Source organism: Sorangium sp. So ce321 (assembly GCF_051530195.1).
Lineage (GTDB): Bacteria > Myxococcota_A > Polyangia > Polyangiales > Polyangiaceae > Sorangium.
In genome coordinates, this window is the sequence record NZ_CP150329.1 from 8,960,299 (window position 1) to 8,975,917 (window position 15,619).

General features: G+C 69.4%; 12 protein-coding genes and 1 pseudogene. 6 read left to right on the forward strand and 7 right to left on the reverse strand.

The genetic code is table 11. From position 1 onward, the window contains the following. The first annotated feature begins 403 nt into the window (after positions 1-403). Positions 404-2,539, forward strand: coding sequence for an OmpA family protein (locus WME89_RS33010; protein ID WP_438003637.1), 2,136 nt, complete (start codon positions 404-406; stop codon positions 2,537-2,539). 142 nt (positions 2,540-2,681) lie between these two features. After that, positions 2,682-3,470, forward strand: coding sequence for an OmpA family protein (locus WME89_RS33015; RefSeq protein WP_437618546.1), 789 nt, complete (start codon positions 2,682-2,684; stop codon positions 3,468-3,470). Between the two features lie 33 nt (positions 3,471-3,503). On the opposite strand, the gene WME89_RS33020 is transcribed toward WME89_RS33015, so the two are convergent. The 7 genes and pseudogenes from WME89_RS33020 to WME89_RS33050 form a co-directional block, all read right to left on the reverse strand. Next, on the reverse strand, positions 3,504-6,617 hold the full coding sequence (locus WME89_RS33020) for a hybrid sensor histidine kinase/response regulator (protein WP_438003638.1): 3,114 nt from the start codon (positions 6,615-6,617) through the stop codon (positions 3,504-3,506). Positions 6,618-7,200: 583 nt separating this feature from the next. Next, a complete protein-coding gene (locus WME89_RS33025; RefSeq protein ID WP_438003639.1) occupies positions 7,201-7,506 on the reverse strand; it encodes a tetratricopeptide repeat protein in 306 nt (101 codons plus the stop codon). A gap of 368 nt (positions 7,507-7,874) precedes the next feature. Then, on the reverse strand, positions 7,875-8,024 hold the full coding sequence (locus tag WME89_RS33030) for a hypothetical protein (protein WP_438003640.1): 150 nt from the start codon (positions 8,022-8,024) through the stop codon (positions 7,875-7,877). 104 nt (positions 8,025-8,128) lie between these two features. Next, positions 8,129-8,692, reverse strand: a complete 564-nt coding sequence (locus tag WME89_RS33035) for a hypothetical protein (protein ID WP_438003641.1) — start codon at positions 8,690-8,692, stop codon at positions 8,129-8,131. Then, positions 8,689-9,450: a hypothetical protein gene (locus WME89_RS33040; protein WP_438003642.1), complete on the reverse strand. Its 762-nt coding sequence runs from the start codon at positions 9,448-9,450 to the stop codon at positions 8,689-8,691. The genes WME89_RS33035 and WME89_RS33040 overlap by 4 nt, the downstream gene beginning before the upstream one ends. Further along, positions 9,447-10,064 carry a hypothetical protein gene (locus tag WME89_RS33045; RefSeq protein ID WP_438003643.1) on the reverse strand — a complete coding sequence of 206 codons (618 nt, stop codon included), beginning with the start codon at positions 10,062-10,064 and terminating at the stop codon, positions 9,447-9,449. The genes WME89_RS33040 and WME89_RS33045 overlap by 4 nt, the downstream gene beginning before the upstream one ends. Before the next feature lie 1,667 nt (positions 10,065-11,731). Continuing rightward, positions 11,732-11,957 (reverse strand): annotated as a pseudogene (locus WME89_RS33050) (transposase); the annotation flags it as partial. 423 nt (positions 11,958-12,380) lie between these two features. On the opposite strand from WME89_RS33050, the gene WME89_RS33055 reads away from it, so the two are divergent. The 4 genes from WME89_RS33055 to WME89_RS33070 all read left to right on the forward strand — a co-directional run bounded on the left by WME89_RS33055 (position 12,381) and on the right by WME89_RS33070 (position 15,531). After that, entirely contained in the window at positions 12,381-12,989 is a 609-nt protein-coding gene (locus WME89_RS33055) for a hypothetical protein (protein ID WP_438003644.1), read from the forward strand. Positions 12,990-13,115: 126 nt separating this feature from the next. Further along, complete coding sequence (locus WME89_RS33060; protein WP_438003645.1) at positions 13,116-14,465, forward strand: helix-turn-helix domain-containing protein; 1,350 nt, start codon at positions 13,116-13,118, stop codon at positions 14,463-14,465. Next, complete coding sequence (locus tag WME89_RS33065; protein WP_438003646.1) at positions 14,462-15,277, forward strand: ExeA family protein; 816 nt, start codon at positions 14,462-14,464, stop codon at positions 15,275-15,277. The genes WME89_RS33060 and WME89_RS33065 overlap by 4 nt, the downstream gene beginning before the upstream one ends. After that, positions 15,274-15,531: a hypothetical protein gene (locus WME89_RS33070; RefSeq protein ID WP_438003647.1), complete on the forward strand. Its 258-nt coding sequence runs from the start codon at positions 15,274-15,276 to the stop codon at positions 15,529-15,531. Before WME89_RS33065 ends, WME89_RS33070 begins: the two co-directional genes overlap by 4 nt. Positions 15,532-15,619 lie beyond the last annotated feature (88 nt).

The following is a 15,619-nucleotide window of genomic DNA, read 5'->3' on the forward strand; positions in this document are numbered from 1 at the left end:
CCCCGCGCGCAGGAAGAGGTTGAGGTTCCGAGCTCTCGGTGGCCCGGAGCCGGGGGCCGATGTCTCATGCCCGGCCGGTGTGGTCAAGGCGCCGCTCGGCCCCGACCCCTGGAACCCGGCCCCGGGAGCGCACAGGGGTCGTCCAGGCAGCACCCGAGCCGCCGTCCTGGTGTGCGCGAGCTGGTCCGCGCGAGCGCGGCGGGGGCCGCGCGATTTGAGCCCCCTTGGAAATCTGCGCGCGATCCGGGAAGATTCGCCCACGTTGCGGTGGATGCCGCCGCGCGCCTCGGCTGCTGTACTCGCCTCACCGTCCGCGCGGAGCGCCTCTGTCCCAGCGCACGTACGCCCTGCACCGCGCTGTGCGCTGCAGGGCGCTCACGGGAAGATGGCTGAAAGGGGATCGATGAGAACGCTGCGAGCGCTGTGTCTGCTGTCGATCGTATGCGCCGGGGTCGGGCTCGTCTCGAACGTGGCGCGCGCGCAGGAGGCGGTCCTCGAGGGGGAGTTCTCGGCGCAGCGGTTCGAGCCGGCGCCGGGGTCGAGGAACTACCTGAGCGTCGAGGGCGCCCGGATGGAAGCGTCGCTCGGGGTCACGGCGGGCCTCCTGTTCGACTACGCCCGGGAGCCGTTCGTCGTCGATCGCTGCGTCTCCGCGACCGACTGCTCCGCCCCAGGCGCGACCGCCAAGCAGGAGGTGCCGGTCATCTCGGACATGCTCACCTGGAACCTGCTCGCGTCGATCACGCCCACGCCGTGGCTCCAGGCCGGCCTGCGCTTCCCCGTCGCGTACGTGAGCGGCGAGGGCATCGACGCCGCGACAGGCGCGCCGGCCGCGGAGGGGCTGAAGGCGTTCGGCGTGGGCGACCCGACCCTCGAGGCGAAGGTGCGGTTCCTCGGCGGGCCGCGCGATCCGCTGGTGCTCGGCGCCGCCGCCGACGTCAGCTTTCCGCTCGGGCACGCGACCAGCGAGGGGAGCTACCTCGGCAGCTCGTCGCCGGTGACCGCGGGGCTGCGGCTCATCCTGGACGGCAGCGCGGGGCCGCTGTCGTTCGGGCTCAACCTGCGCGGCAAGCTGCTGCCGGAGAAGGCGCGGATCGCGGCGACGGAGGTCGGCCCGGTAGAGTTCCGCTACGGCGGGGGCCTCGGCTACCAGATCACGCCGGCGCTCCGCGCGATCGCCGAGGGGTACGGCGCGACCGAGTTCAGCGCGCAGGGCGGGACGAACTCGCTCGAGGTCGACGGCGCGCTCCAGATCGCGCCGCGCGACCTCGGCCTCGTGTTCACTGTCGGCGGGGGCGCGGGCGTCGTCCAGGGCATCGGGGTGCCCGCCGCGCGCGCCATCGCGGGGATCCTCTTCGTGCACGAGCCCGGGGACGAGGACGCCGACGGCGTCGCCGACGCGGCGGACCGGTGCCCGGCGCAGCCCGAGGACAGGGACGGGATCGCCGACGAGGACGGCTGCCCCGAGGACGACGGGGACTCGGACGGCGTGGCGGACGAGAGCGACCGCTGCCCGGCCAAGGCGGAGGTCATCAACGGCCTCGACGACAAGGACGGCTGCCCCGACGAGGTGGCCGACCGCGACAAGGATCGCGTCGCCGACGCGCAGGACAAGTGCCCGGATCAGGCGGGGCGCGTGCTCACGCCGGAGCACTACGGCTGCCCCGACAAGGACGAGGACGGCGTGGCGGATCCGGTCGACAAGTGCCCCGACGCGGCCGAGGACACCGACGGGTTCGAGGACGAGGACGGCTGCACCGACCCGGACAACGACCGCGACGGCGTCCTCGACAATCAGGACGAGTGCGTCGACCAGCCCGAGGTCAAGAACGGCTTCAAGGACGAGGACGGCTGCCCCGACGAGCTGCCCGACACCGACGCGGACGGCATCCCGGACGACAAGGACAAGTGCCCGAAGCAGCCCGAGAACCTGAACGGCGTCGAGGACCTGGACGGCTGCCCGGACCGCGGCGCGAGCCTCGTGCAGGTCGGCGAGGAGAACATCAAGATCCTCCAGCGCGTCGAGTTCGCGATCAACAGCGACAAGATCCAGGGCGCGCAGAGCTTCGCGGTGCTCGACGCCGTGGTCTCCGCCCTGAAGCTGCACCCGGAGATCTTCAAGGTGGAGGTCGCGGGCCACACGGACAACGCCGGGCCGGCGGACATGAACCGCGCGCTGTCGCAGAAGCGCGCCGAGGCCGTCGTGGCGTACCTGACGAGCAAGGGCATCGACGCGAAGCAGCTCGTGGCGAAGGGCTACGGCCCGGACAGGCCGATCGAGGACAACAAGGGCCCCCTGGGGCGCCAGAAGAACCGGCGCGTCGAGTTCGTCATCCTGCACTCGGTGAAGAAGCCGCAGGCGCCGGGCGGCCTGGAGCCGGCGACGACCGCGCCCGCGGCGGCGCCTCCGCCGGCCGCCGCGCCGGCGGCGACGCCTGCGCCGGCAGCTCCCCCTGGGGCGCCGCCGGCGGCGGCTCCGCGTCGGCCAGCGCCGCCTGCGGCTCCGCTGCCGCTGATGCCTCCTCCGCCGAAGCCCTGATCCGGCCCTGCCCCCGCCGGCACCCGGCCGCCCGGACGGCCGGAGCTCGCCGTCCTCCCCTCTGGATCTCTCGCCCGAGCTGAGCGAGGCTTCCGGCCGCAGCATCCCGCTCCGCCTGACGGAGCCATGGAGAAAGCCGCTCATGAACCGGACACTCATCGCACTACCGCTCGTGCTGTCGTCGTTGCTGGCCGCGGGCTGCGGCCACTCCGAGCAGGAGTGGAAGGCGCAGCTCGACAAGTACAGTGCGCTCCAGAACCGGAGCCAGAAGAGGGAGGCGGAGCTCGAGAAGGAGCTCGCCGATGCGAAGCAGCGCGTCGAGGAGCTCGAGAAGAAGCTCGCGGACCAGGGCGCCGACATCTCGAAGATGAGCTCGACGCTGGAGGACCGCGAGAAGGCGCTGGCGGAGTACAAGGCGCGCGCGAAGCAGCTCGAGGCGATCCAGGCGCGGTTCGACCTGCTCCGGAAGAAGCTCGAGGAGCTGACCAAGCTCGGCCTGGAGGTCCAGGTCCGCAGGAACCGGATGGTCATCTCGCTGCCCGGCGACGTCCTCTTCGACTCGGGCAAGGACACCCTGAGCAAGGAGGGCCAGGAGATCCTGAAGAAGATCGCGGACGTCATCCGGGGCGACAAGTCGCTGGTGGATCGCGACTACCAGGTCGCCGGGCACACGGACAGCCAGCCGTACAAGAACGGTCCGTACTTCGACAACTGGGGGCTGTCGCTGATGCGCGCGCGCGCCGTGCTGCTGTTCCTGATCGGCAAGGAAGGCCAGCTGCCGACGCGCCACTGGAGCGCGGCCGGGTTCGGGGACACCGACCCGATCGCGAACAACGCCACGCCGGCCGGCAAGCAGAAGAACCGCCGGTGCGATCTCATCGTGATGCCGGACGTGGACGAGATGCTGGACCTCACGAAGCTCGCCAAGTGACGGCGGGCGCGCTCGGGGACGCCGCCGGTCGCCTCACGCCTGGATCGTGAGCGAGGCCAGGAGCTCCTGCAGAGAGCTCGGATCGAACGGCTTGATGACGTGCACGTCGAAGCCGGCTTCCAGCACACGACGCCGATCCTCCTCCTGGCCATAGCCGGTCAGCGCGATCATCAGCGAGGGCGAGATGCCCGTGCTCCCTGTCCCCGAGCTCCCCTCCCCCGCGCTCCCTCTCAGCGCCCGCGCCACATCGTATCCATCCATGCCGCCGGGGAGACCGATGTCACAGAGGATGACCTCCGGCCGGAACGAGCGGGCCGCTTCCACACCGGCATGGCCGGACAGGGCCACCTCGACCCGATGGCCATCCATGATGAGGAGCGCCTGCAGGGTCTCGGCGGCGTCCTGGTTGTCCTCGATGATCAGGATGCGCAGCGACCTCGAGTCGACGCCTGACGAAGGCGCCGCGCGCTCCGGGGACGACCCGGGCCCGCGCGAGAGCGGCAGATGAAGGACGATCTCGGTCCCCTGACCGACGCCCGCGCTCTCGGCCGACACCGTGCCGCCGTGGAGCTCGACCACGCCCTTCACGAGCGAAAGCCCCAGACCGAGCCCGCCCCGGCTGCGATCCAGGCCCCGATCGGCCTGGCTGAACGGCTCGAACATGCGCCCCAGCATCGCCGGATCCATGCCGATGCCCGTGTCGCGGATGCGGATGGCCGCGGAGCTCTCCGACGTCGCTGACAGCGTGACCGTCACCCAGCCCCCGGCGTCGGTGAACTTGTTGGCGTTGTGCAGCACGTTGCTGACCGCCTGCGACAGCCGCGTGGGGTCGCCAGAGACCCAGGCCGGCTCGGCCGGCAGCTCCAGATCGAGCGACAGGCCGCTCGCCTCCAGCGTGCTGCGGTAGTCCTCGGCGGTCTGCCGGAGCAGCGTGGACAGGTCGCAGTGCTCCTTGCGAAGCTGGATCCTCCCGCGCGCCACGCGTGAGACGTCGAGCAGGTCGTCCACCAGCCGGGCCATGTGCGACGCTTGCCGATCGATCACGCCGCACGCCCGCGCGAGCGACGGCTGCTGCCCCGCGACGCGCCGCAGGATCTCGACCGCGTTGCGGATGGGTCCGAGCGGATTGCGCAGCTCGTGCGCCAGCATCGCCAGGAACTCGTCCTTGCGCTGATCCGCCTCTTGCAGTCCGGCCTCCGCACATTTCTGATCGTGGATATCCGTGCAGGTGCCATACCACCGCACGATGTCGCCCTCCGGCCCGCGGACAGGCACGGCCCGGCCCAGGTACCAGCGGTACTCGCGGCCGGCGACACCGCCGAAGCGGTATTCGATCTCATAGGGTTCGCCGGTCACGACCGCTCGGTGCCACAAGGTCAGGCACCGCTCGCGATCGTCCTGGTGCAGGGAGGAGACCCAGCCCTCACCGAGCCCCTGGGTCTCCGTCGTGCCGGTGCGCTCGCACCACTGGCGATTGAAGTAATCGACACGGCCGTCGGGGCCGGCCGTCCAGACGATCTGCGGCATCGCGTCGGCCAGCTCCCGGAACCGCGCCTCGCTCACGCGGAGCGCGTCGGCGATCCGCTTCCTCTCCGTGATGTCGTGGGCAGCGCTGATGACGAGCCGCCTCCCGACCGCGTCCTTCCCGAGCGGCGCCCCGCTGAACACCCACGTGCGCCGGTCGCCGCTCGCCGTGGTGACGGTGAACTCGTTCTCGATCGGCGTGCCCTCCATGCCATAGATCGCCTGGATCGCGGCGCGGACGACGTCCTTCCGGGGGCCATATGCCCTCTCGGTCCATGCGGCGACGGTGGGGACCTCCTCGCGGGTGTACCCGCTGAGGGCCAGCCATGCGCGGTTCATGGTGATGATCTGCCCGTCCTCGGCGTGAATCATCATGGGAAACGGGGCCGCCATCACGGCGCGGCGGAGCCGCTCCTCGCTCTCCTGCAGCAGGAGCTCCGCGTTCTTGCGCTCGGTGATGTCGATGATCGAGCCGATGTAGCCGAGGTACTCGCCGCGCGGGCCGAGCCGCGGCGACGCCGAGTCGAGGCACCAGCGGTACACGCCGTCGCTGCGGCGCACGCGGAAATCCACCCTGTAGGCCTCGCCCCGCCCGCTGGCCCGCAGGAACGCCTCCGCTGCCGCCGGCCGATCCTCGGGGTGGACCGCCTCGAGCCAGCCGAGGCCGAGGACGGCCGACTCGGTCTGCCCCGTGAAGTCCAGCCAGCCCCGGTTGGCGTACGTGCAGTACCCGTCGGGGCTCGTGATCCAGATCATGACGGGCGCGTGATCCGCCATGTTCCGGAAGCGCGCCTCACTCTCGCGCAAGGCCAGCTCGGCGAGCTTCCGGGCGGTGATGTCGCCGAGCACGCCCGTCATCCGGAGCGGCCGCCCCTCGCGGTCGCGCTGCACCAGCGCCCGGCTGTAGACCCAGCGCTCGCGACCGCTGGCGTCGATGATGCGGTACTCGCACGAGTAGTCCGCCTCCCCGCGCAGCGCGCTCTCGATCTGCGCCCACACGGCCTCCCTGTCGTCGGGGTGCAGCAGCCGGGTGAAGCCGTCCACGTGGCCGCCGAGCTCCGCGTCGCTGATCCCCACGTGCTCGAATGCCTCGCGCGACCAGAAGACGCGCCCGCTCGGCACATCCCACTCCCAGATGCCGAGCTGGCCGCCCTCGAGGGCCAGCCGCAACCGCTTCTCGCTCTCGCGCAGGCCCTCCTCGGCGCGCCAGCGGACGGTGATGTCGCGCCCCGTCTCCAGGACGAGCCGCCGGCGCTCCATTCCTTCGACCCCATCGACGAGCCGCATCCGGCTGTCGAGCAGGAGCTGCCGACCGTCGCGGGTCGTGTGCTGGAGCTTGCCCGCCCAGCGGCCTTCGCGCTCGAGCACGCTCTCGATGTGCGAGAGCGGCACCGGGAACACAGTGGAGAGGAGAGCGTGGCTCGACCGCCCGATGGCTTCGTGCGCCGGGAAGCCGTAGAGCTGCTCGGCTCCAGGGCCGAAGTACACGATGCCGCACGTGCCCCCGAGCTCCCAGGCGAACGCAGCCTCGCTGACCTGATCGAGGAGGGCCGCCTTCAGCTGCAGCTCATCCGCGACCGGCCCCCTCTCGCGGGGGTCGTGCGTCGGGAAGGTCTCGGACATGGGAGGGCTCGCCGCCCCCCGGTCCGGCCAGAGGCAAGGACGCTCCGGCGTCGCCTTCAGCACGTCTCTCCCTCGAGACGGACGGCTCGACAGATGGGCAAGGGGGCGCCGATGAGCATCGCGAGCTTTTGTCTGCCTCCAGCGCATGCTGCAACCGCTGCTGGGGTGGGATCGTCAGGATGAGACCTCCGGAATCGCAGGCAACTTGAGCGATCTTGATAAACAGGAGATCGGCCGCCTGAAGCGGGCCAGGCGCCTGAAGCGGGCCAGGCGCCTGAAGCGAGGCAGGCCGCCTCACGGGGGCCGAACCCACGGGCCGAACCCACGGGCGCTGCGCGGACACCGGGACACCACCGACCTCTATGGGTTGACGGGGCCGGGCGCCCCAGGGGCCGGCGCGGCGCCGCTGCCTCGATCACGCCCAGCACTGCCAAGGCGGTCTCGTCATCGCCGAGCCCATCACCGTGAAATCATCGTTCGTGAGCTCGAGCGGAGCGCGCGACTCGCTTCCGAATATCTGATCCGCCCCTGATCGCTCCGGTGCTCGGCGCGAGGGCGACTCTTGCGAGGTAGCAACGAGCAATCAGCTCGGTGCGCACCACCCCCGCTCGAGCCCCGCTCGAGCGCGCGACGCCATAGCGGACTCGGCGAGCGTCCGCGCCTCGACCAGATGACCGCGACACGTGAGTACCTGCGCAAGGTTCGTCTGCATTGCAGACTTCAATTCATGCAGATGAATCTCCTCAGCCTCCGCCAGCGCTGCGCGTATCATCGACTCCGCCTGCTCCGAGTCGCCGAGCTCCGCATAAGCAGCCCCGAGATTCGCGCGCATGTTCCAAGCGTTCCGACGATCGCCGGCTTGCTCGAACGCAAGCACCGAAACCTCCATGCCGCTCGCCCCGGCGCCCAGATCACCAGCACACATCGCGAGGTAGGACCGCGCTTCGTGGAGGTGCGCCCCCACCTCGATGTCCTGTGTCTCTGCTCGTGCAATGGCGCGCTCTCCACCTCGCCCGCGACGCGCGCCTCGCGACGCCGCACGACGATCTCCCGCCGCGCGAGCTCGGCGAGCCACCGCGCCACCGTCGCGCCGCCCACGAGGGCCGCGACCCCGCCCTTCCAGAAGACCTCACCAAATACGCTGGCGGCGCGTAGCACCCGGCGCGCCGTCGGAGCGAGCGTGGCGAGCGGCCGCTCCCCGCCTGGCGCCCCCCCAATCGAGCGGCGCCCCCTGCGGGGTACAGCTGGCCCACCACGTCAGCGACGGCGCCGGAGGCCGAGGACGAGCGCGGCGCACATGCCGACGAGCACGAGCAGGGCCGCGCCGACCCACACCCAATCCCGGGGATCCGAGCTAAAGGAGACGGCCACCGCGCCGCACCCGGGAGAACACGCTCTTTTCATCATTCAGCCCATCCTCTCATCAACCGCCCCCTCCGGTCCGCGGGAAGGTGCGGATCCCGCCGCGGTGACGAGCTCGGCCAAGTGGACGCCGCCGCCCAGGGGAATGGCTACGGATCGACCCAAGTCCAGACGGGCGAGAAGAGGCACACGTAGATCGTCGCGTCGCCCATCGACACCCCGTCCATGTCCACATCCGGCACCACCTCGTTCCCGAGCTCGGGCGGGATCGGTCGGTACCCGGGGTACGTGGCCTCGATCTCTTCTGCGACCGCCGCCGGTATGTCGTCGGGCTCACCCCTGTCGTGGATCCCGTAATAGGGCCCGAGGAGGCTCACGTGGAAGCTGAGCGAAGCCCTGCTGCTGAGCGAGGGAGCGGGCTCTAGGTCCTTGGGGCGATAGATGCGGGCCGAGTACGCCGGGTCGCCCCCCCCCGCCAACAGGTGGAGCGACTCGTTTTGAAGGCGGTATCGATTCTTCAGGCGGCGGATCATTGCTTTCCACGTCGGGTACTCCGCTCGCCCGCGGTTTGCAGCTTCCTCCAAGCGGCGGCGCTGCTCCGTGTCGTCGTAGACGGGCTCGTTGGGAGGCACGTCGATGCGCTGGAATTTATGCACGCCCCGCGGGTAGAAGCGGTAGACGAGGTCGAGCAGCTCGGAGCGAGTTGTCATCATGGACTCGTCACCCTGGCGCCGAGCAGCGGGTACTTGGACTTGAACACAGCATTCGCCGTATCGGCAAACAATTTGCAGAAGGTCACTTGCGGGAGTTTGTAGTCCATGCCGTTTGCGACCTCCTCCGTGATCTCCTCGCTGAGGCTGGCTGCACGGACTGGATCGATTCGCCCCAGAAACTCGGTCGGGAGTGGCATTCCGATGGTAAGAGGGCAGCTCCAGCTCGCGATTTTCCGCGGGATCGTGAGTCTCCTGAAATCTAGGTTGGCCCTGGCCTCTTGCCACCCGCCTCCCTCGTCCTCGCCATCGTCCTTGACAATGGTAACAAACGCGAATTCCGTTGGATCGATATCTACGTATACCCATGGGGCCATTCCAGGCGGCGGGCACTTCGAGCTACACGCATCGCTGCAGCTCAGGAAGGTCGCTCCGTTTCCGGCTATGTCGTCGACTCCAGGACAGGGGTCTGGCGGGCTCTCCGGGCTACCTGTCGGCCTCTCCTCCTCGTCTTCGCCGTCCGTTTTGTTGCACTGGATCTTGTGCTCGCTGCCGTCCTGCGATCCGCTCGGCGGCGCATCCCCGAAGTCACCCGACGCGACGGAGGTGATGACGGGAACGGGCGGCCCGACTGGGCCACCTGCACCTGCACCTCTCTCCCACTCCTCGCGAGGATAGCAGTCTCCTACCGTCCAGTTGCATGCCGTTAGCACGCAGGTGGCGATGGCCAAGATCGGCAGCAGAGTTCTTTTTGTGTTCACTTTACAATCCATCGAAGCACGGGACCGGCGACAACAAGCACCGAAACGTAACCTGGAAGCACAAGACTGCTCCCGCCAACCCAATCTACGTTGGCGCTCATCGACACGCCGAGCGGCCCGGCAACGGCCGCGTTGGTTTGCGCATGCGCGCCTGCCGCCATCCCGGTAACGTGCCCACACAATGCACGTCCGCAAGCCGGCATGAAGTAGATCGCAATCGACGGCCCCGCACTTAAATCGCCATTATCCCCACCATATCCGAGAGCAACGATGGCGCTGTTGTAGACACCAGCTCCACCGATCTGGATTGGGGGCACGACGCTGAACAGATCGTGAAGCCTAAACAGGACATCGCGCTTGATGCGCCACGATATCCCCGCATGCGGGCTCACCGCGAGGCGCGTCGCGGTGCCAGCCTGGATCCACCCCAAGCTAATTCCGGCGTTCAGCTCGGATGCCTCTGCCTGCGTCGCAACGACACTGAGAACGAGAGCGAACCCGTCGCCGAGGAGATCTGCCGGCCTGTCGTTCTCATCGTCCCTTTCCCCGTCTTCCGAAACACGCGAGCAATGTGGCGACGCGGGCCATTCTTCTGATAACAGGATCGGCGTCAAACGGAATCTAGACGAGAACACTACACTGGCCCGGGGTCGTACCGTCCAGAGCGTGCGCCAGCGCAGCTTTCTATGTGGCGCCAGCGCTTGTCGACCTGCTGGCACCAGCTACCTGTCCACGCCGCCGCGAGAGCGCGCTACCGGCCACACGCCCCGGGCTGCACGATGTCGGCTGCAAGCCTGACCCACCGTAGCACCGTGCGCAGGCAGCGGTGACCGCGCGCTGGGACGGCCGCGCGCGGGGCGCCGCACGACGTCGCTCGCCCGGCCACGCCGCCCGCGAGCGCGGCGCCTGGCGGTGGCCTGCGCGATCAGCGACGACGACGCGCTAGCGCTCACGCGCCTGGAGCCGCACGACGTCGCGCTCGCGTCCGCGCCGGCCGCGAGCACCGCACGTCGCGGCGCCATCGGCGAGTAGCCACGAGACCGGCTACGGATGGCCCGGTAGGGCTCCGCAGGACCCGGCAGCCCGGGACGAGCCGGCAGCCCCCCGCCGCTGCCCGAGGGCGTCGCCGCGGTGGTGTTGCGCAGGTGCGCAGGTGGCTACGCGGCGGGAGTGTTCGCCAACCAACCGGTCGACGAACGCCAGCCACCAGCGCCCGATAATAGAACGCATACCCGCAGAGCGTCCGACGTTGAGCCGGCAGAGTGCGGGGACGCAGGCACGATCCCGAAGCAGGCTGCAGCGCATCGAGGGGCCCGGCAACCGGGCGGCGAGCAAACGAGAATCCTCGGCGCTGCGCCGCCGGGCCAGGCACCGACCCCGACTGGTGATGCCGCGGGCCCTTAACCGCGGGCGACGCGGCGGCGCAGGGCGCCCCGTTGGGCCACACCGGAGCCATCCTCAGTGGCGAAACAGGCGAAAACTATGAAAATCACTAATGTTTCCGGCAATCGCTCGTTGTCGACCGATTTTTCTGGCGGGACTGTTCCGCGGGGGCGAACCGTCGCGATCTGTCGCTTTCGCCGCGATTCGGGGGGCACCAGACCACCGATCGCGCCCTCTTGGAAGCCATGGACCCAACGAATAGGCGTTTGCGGGACTGCGCCTGAGCAGCGGCGGCGGCGAGGTCCCGGCGCAGTCCCGCAAAACTCGGGTTGGACCGGGCCGGTTCGCGGCCGGGCGGGGCGGTCGCGAGGCCTATGGGGATCCTGCCCGAGAAGGCAGCAGAGGTCGGGCTCGGCGGGGCTCGCACGCGGGGTGCGTCCCGCCACCACGAGATGGGTCGCAGGCGTGCCGAGACAGAGCGCGGTGCCGACGGAGGCCCAGGAGCACGCACGCCGCCGACATGGACGGCGCAGAAGGCGGATCGATGCCTGACCGCCGCGCAACGGAGGTGGTGTTGTTGCTGCTCCTGCCCAGGCCAGCGATGCTCATGACGTGTCCGGAGGAGCAGCGGAAGAGGCGACGACGCACGACGGCAGCGGGCGGCGAGCCATCGCAGCCTGACCACAGCGAGGACAGATGGACAGGTCGATCCCCGTGAGCGCGGCGAGCAGCGTGCACCAGTCGACCTTGACGACGCGAGGCGGAGAGGGCTCGTGCTCGTAAGAGCTGCCTTCCAGGTGCTCATCTCCCCCGACAGCTCGCTGCTCTGCGTCTCGCGCCGCCAGGATCCTCGTGCGTGCCACCTCGAGCGTGGTGGTGGCGTGACACGCCGCCATCAAGCCGAAGTGTCGGATCTTCACGAAGCGATGAGGCAGCACGTGCAGCAGGAAGCGACGCAGAAACTCCTCTGCGGAGAGCGTCACGGTCTTGTCTCCGCGGGTCCGGAAGCACACGCCGCGCTCATCCATCGACCGCAGCCGGTGATTGGACAGCCCGACCCGGTGGGTATAGCGACCGACGTAGGCAAAGACCTGCTCGGGCCCAGCGAAGGGCGGCTTGGCGTAGTGTTACTGAGCACCGTTCTTGATGCCGATGGTTCGCTTGTCGATCTAGCTCTTTGATGGCGGGGTGGCCGGCCGACCGCAGCGGGCCATCGGCGAGGCGGATCATGCTCGATGGCGGCGTCGTCCGGGGGGCGGCAAGGTGCCAGGGCGTTCTCGGTCATGCGTTACGCCGGGTCCGAGAAAATTCTCAACGTAGCTCCTGCTGAAACGACAGCGGCGGCGAGCGGCGGCTCCCACGCCAGAGAGGGCGTGGTGCATTCCGTTCACGCATCGAAAATTACCAACACGACTCCTCACCCGTCCGCATAAGGACCGGGGTAGGTCAGCGGCTGGAGCGGAGCATCGGCGCGGCGCCGGCCACAAAATAGGCGACGGGAGGAGCTCGTTTGGCCGCGTGCCCCCTCCCGTCGTGCTCCGAATCGCTTGAAAGAGCGGAGCCCCCAACAAATCGTTCATCTGGACCTCGATGTCAAAGGCTGGCTCGCTTCACCGCCCACCGTAAACCGCGCGCGGCCAGCCCGCTGCCCGCGTTGCGGCGCGGCGGGCTGCCCGCTGGGGGGCGCGTTGGGGCTGTGGGGTCACGGAACGCGGTCGCGGCAGGTGCGCGGGCCGCTGGCTGCCGGCGAGCGCGGCGGGCTCGTCACGATCGAGGCGCGCCGCTATCGATGCCAGCGCTGCGGCGCCGCGATCACGGTCGTGCCGCGGGGCGTCGCACCGCGACGGCACTTCGCCGCGACGGCCATCGGTCTGGCTCTGCTGCTCGTCGGCACCACCGGTGCAGCGCTTATCGAGGTGCGGCGGCGTGTCAGCCCCTGGTCTGCCAGCTTCGATGCCGACAGCTGGGCGACCGTGCGGCGCTGGTTGCTCGCCATCGACCAAAAGCGCCTCTTTCCGTCGGTCCGCCCCAGTCCTCCCGCTTCTTCCCTGCGGCAGCGGGCCGAGCGGGCCGCGATGACGCTCGTCGCGATGGCGCCTTGTGCGGCCGAGGTCCCCGAGGCCGCCGTCATGGCCGGCGCCGCGCGGGCTGCGTGATGGCGAGCGGCGCGCTGGCCGGGCTCATGTCGGGCCCCACCCAGTTGGATCCTCGGTCGGCGGAGCGCCTTGCGCTTGGATGGGTGTGCGGCCGGTGCGGTGTCATCGGCGCGGAAAGGACACGACGTGCAAGACCCCCTCCAGCCGAAGGACCACGCCGAAGCGGTGGCGCTCTACCGCAGTGAGATCATCGGCTCGCTCATGCACCGCGAGCTCGACCGCGGAGAGCTCGCCGAAGCGCTCGCCGACCTGAGCCAGCAGCGGTTTCGCCCCCCGCGCGCCCATTCTCCGCGCTCCTACTCGGTCCCCACGCTCGAGCGCTGGTACTACGCGTACAAGACCGAAGGTCTCGAAGGCCTTCGCCCCAAGCCCCGCAAGGACAAGGGGCGGGCGCGAGAGCTGACGGCCGAGCAACGGCAGATGCTGCTCGACATTCGAGAAGAGCACCCGAGCGCCTCGGTCTCGCTCATCCTCGACACCTTGATCGCGGCAGGCCGGATCGACAAGGAGGCCATCTCCGCCACCACGGTGCGACGCCTGTACGCCGAGCACCACCTCGATCGCGTCGCGCTGCGCGATCGCACGGGCGGCAAGGTGCGGCTGCGCTGGCAGGCCGAGCACCCCGGCGCTCTGTGGCACGGCGACGTGTGTCACGCGTCACCGATCTTCGTTGGCGGCAGCCCGGCGCCGGTGCGGATCCACGCGCTGCTCGACGACGCCTCCCGTTACATCCTCGCGATCGAGGCGATGAGCGCCGAGCGGGAGGTCGACATGCTGGCGCTCTTCATCCGGGCGCTGCGCAAGCACGGCGCTCCCGACGCCCTCTACCTGGACAACGGCTCGACCTACCGCGGGCACACCTTGCACCTTGCGTGCGAGCGACTCGGCACCACCCTGATCCACGCTCGTCCGTACGACGCCCCCGCACGCGGCAAGATGGAGCGCTTCTGGAGGACATTGCGAGAGAGGTGTGTGGACTTCACCGGCGCGCTCGGCTCGCTGCACGACCTCAACGTCCGGCTCTACGCGTGGGTCGACGAGCACTACCACCGCACGCCGCACGCGGCGCTCTTCGGCAAATCCCCCGCGCAGGTCTACGAGGAATATCCCCACGTCACCGACGACCTCGACGAGCGAAAGCTGCGCGACGCGCTCACGACCCAGGCCCGCCGGCGCGTCCGGCGTGACAGCACGCTCTCGATGGATGGAGAGGACTGGGAGACCGACCTCGGCTTCCTCGCCGGCCAGCTCGTCACGGTGTCGCGGTGCCTCGTCGCGCCGAACGAGCCGCCCTGGATCGAACACGAGGGCAAACGCTTCGCCCTGCACCGGGTCGATCCGGTGAAGAACGCCCGTCGCCCGCGGTCCGCCTGCAACCTCGATGTCGCTCACGAGGCGCGCGTGCCCTTCGACCCGCCGAAGACGCTCCTGGACAAGGCGCTCGGCCGAACGCCCCGCGATGACGAGGAAGGATGACCATGGACTTCTGTAGCTATTTCAGCTTCACCGCAGAGCCGTTTTCCAAGGAGGTCGAAGACGGCGAGCTCTGGCTACCCCCGTCCAAGCAGATGGTACTCGAGACACTCATCGAGGCGGTGCACGCCAGAAAGAGCGTGCTCCTCGCCGGTGACCCAGGCGTCGGCAAGACGTGCCTCCTCCGCGCGCTCCGTCATGCCCTTTCGCCGCAGACGTTTCGCTTGACCTACTGCGCCAACGTGACGCTTGGACGTCGGGACTTCTATCGCCAGCTCTGTCTGGCGCTCGGCCTCGCTCGCTGCAGCACCGCTGGAGACGTCTTCTACGCGGTCAGCACGCACGTCGAGGAACTCGCGAAGGAGCGCGTATTCCCGGTCTTCGTCCTTGATGAGGCCCATCTACTTCATCAGGACACGCTCGATCATCTTCACATACTCCTTAATTACGCGTGGGATAGCCGCGCACTGCTTTCGCTCGTGTTGCTTGGCTTGCCCGAGCTCGGCGAGCGGCTCCGCGTGCGCCGCAATCGCTCCCTGTATTCGCGCCTCCACTACCGATTGACCATCGACCCGCTCACGCCGGACGATACGGCCGACTATCTGCGTGTACGTCTCAACCGAGTCGGCTGCACGAAAGAGCTCTTCACCTCGGACGCGATCGCGATGTTGCACGAGGCGGCCGCCGGCAGCCTGCGCGACACCGACCGACTCGCCACGGCCGCGCTCCGCGCCGCTGCGCGTAAAAAACGCAAGCTCGTCGAGCGCGATGTCCTGAGCCGCATCCTGCAACTGGACGCAGAGGAAGCCGGATGAACCCCATCCCCCTGGCCGAGGAGGACACGCGGCGGGCTGACGACGAGGGCAGCGCAGCCGCCGCCCTCGTCGTTGCCCTCGCGCTCGCCCGCGACGCGCTCACCGCGAACTACCCGGACGACCCCGACCCGCTGTGCCCTCGCCTCTACGCCGTCGACGTCGTGCTCCACCACATCGACGGGCTGAGCGACGCCCTCGCTCGCCACCGCGCCGCCCTCGACGGCGACGATCGCCTGCCCACTCACATCGACTGAGAACGTCGGCGCCCCGCGACCGCTGAAGTGCCCCGGCGCCTCGCCTCGCTGCCATCGCGGCAAGCGGAGATCCAGGTCGACGATGGCC

Coding starts and splice junctions, on each gene's coding strand:
- WME89_RS33010 (WP_438003637.1), top strand. CDS start 404: ATGAGAACGCTGCGAGCGCTGTGTCTGCTGTCGATCGTATGCGCCGGG.
- WME89_RS33015 (WP_437618546.1), top strand. CDS start 2,682: ATGAACCGGACACTCATCGCACTACCGCTCGTGCTGTCGTCGTTGCTG.
- WME89_RS33020 (WP_438003638.1), bottom strand. CDS start 6,617: ATGTCCGAGACCTTCCCGACGCACGACCCCCGCGAGAGGGGGCCGGTC.
- WME89_RS33025 (WP_438003639.1), bottom strand. CDS start 7,506: ATGGAGGTTTCGGTGCTTGCGTTCGAGCAAGCCGGCGATCGTCGGAAC.
- WME89_RS33030 (WP_438003640.1), bottom strand. CDS start 8,024: ATGATGAAAAGAGCGTGTTCTCCCGGGTGCGGCGCGGTGGCCGTCTCC.
- WME89_RS33035 (WP_438003641.1), bottom strand. CDS start 8,692: ATGATGACAACTCGCTCCGAGCTGCTCGACCTCGTCTACCGCTTCTAC.
- WME89_RS33065 (WP_438003646.1), top strand. CDS start 14,462: ATGACCATGGACTTCTGTAGCTATTTCAGCTTCACCGCAGAGCCGTTT.
- WME89_RS33070 (WP_438003647.1), top strand. CDS start 15,274: ATGAACCCCATCCCCCTGGCCGAGGAGGACACGCGGCGGGCTGACGAC.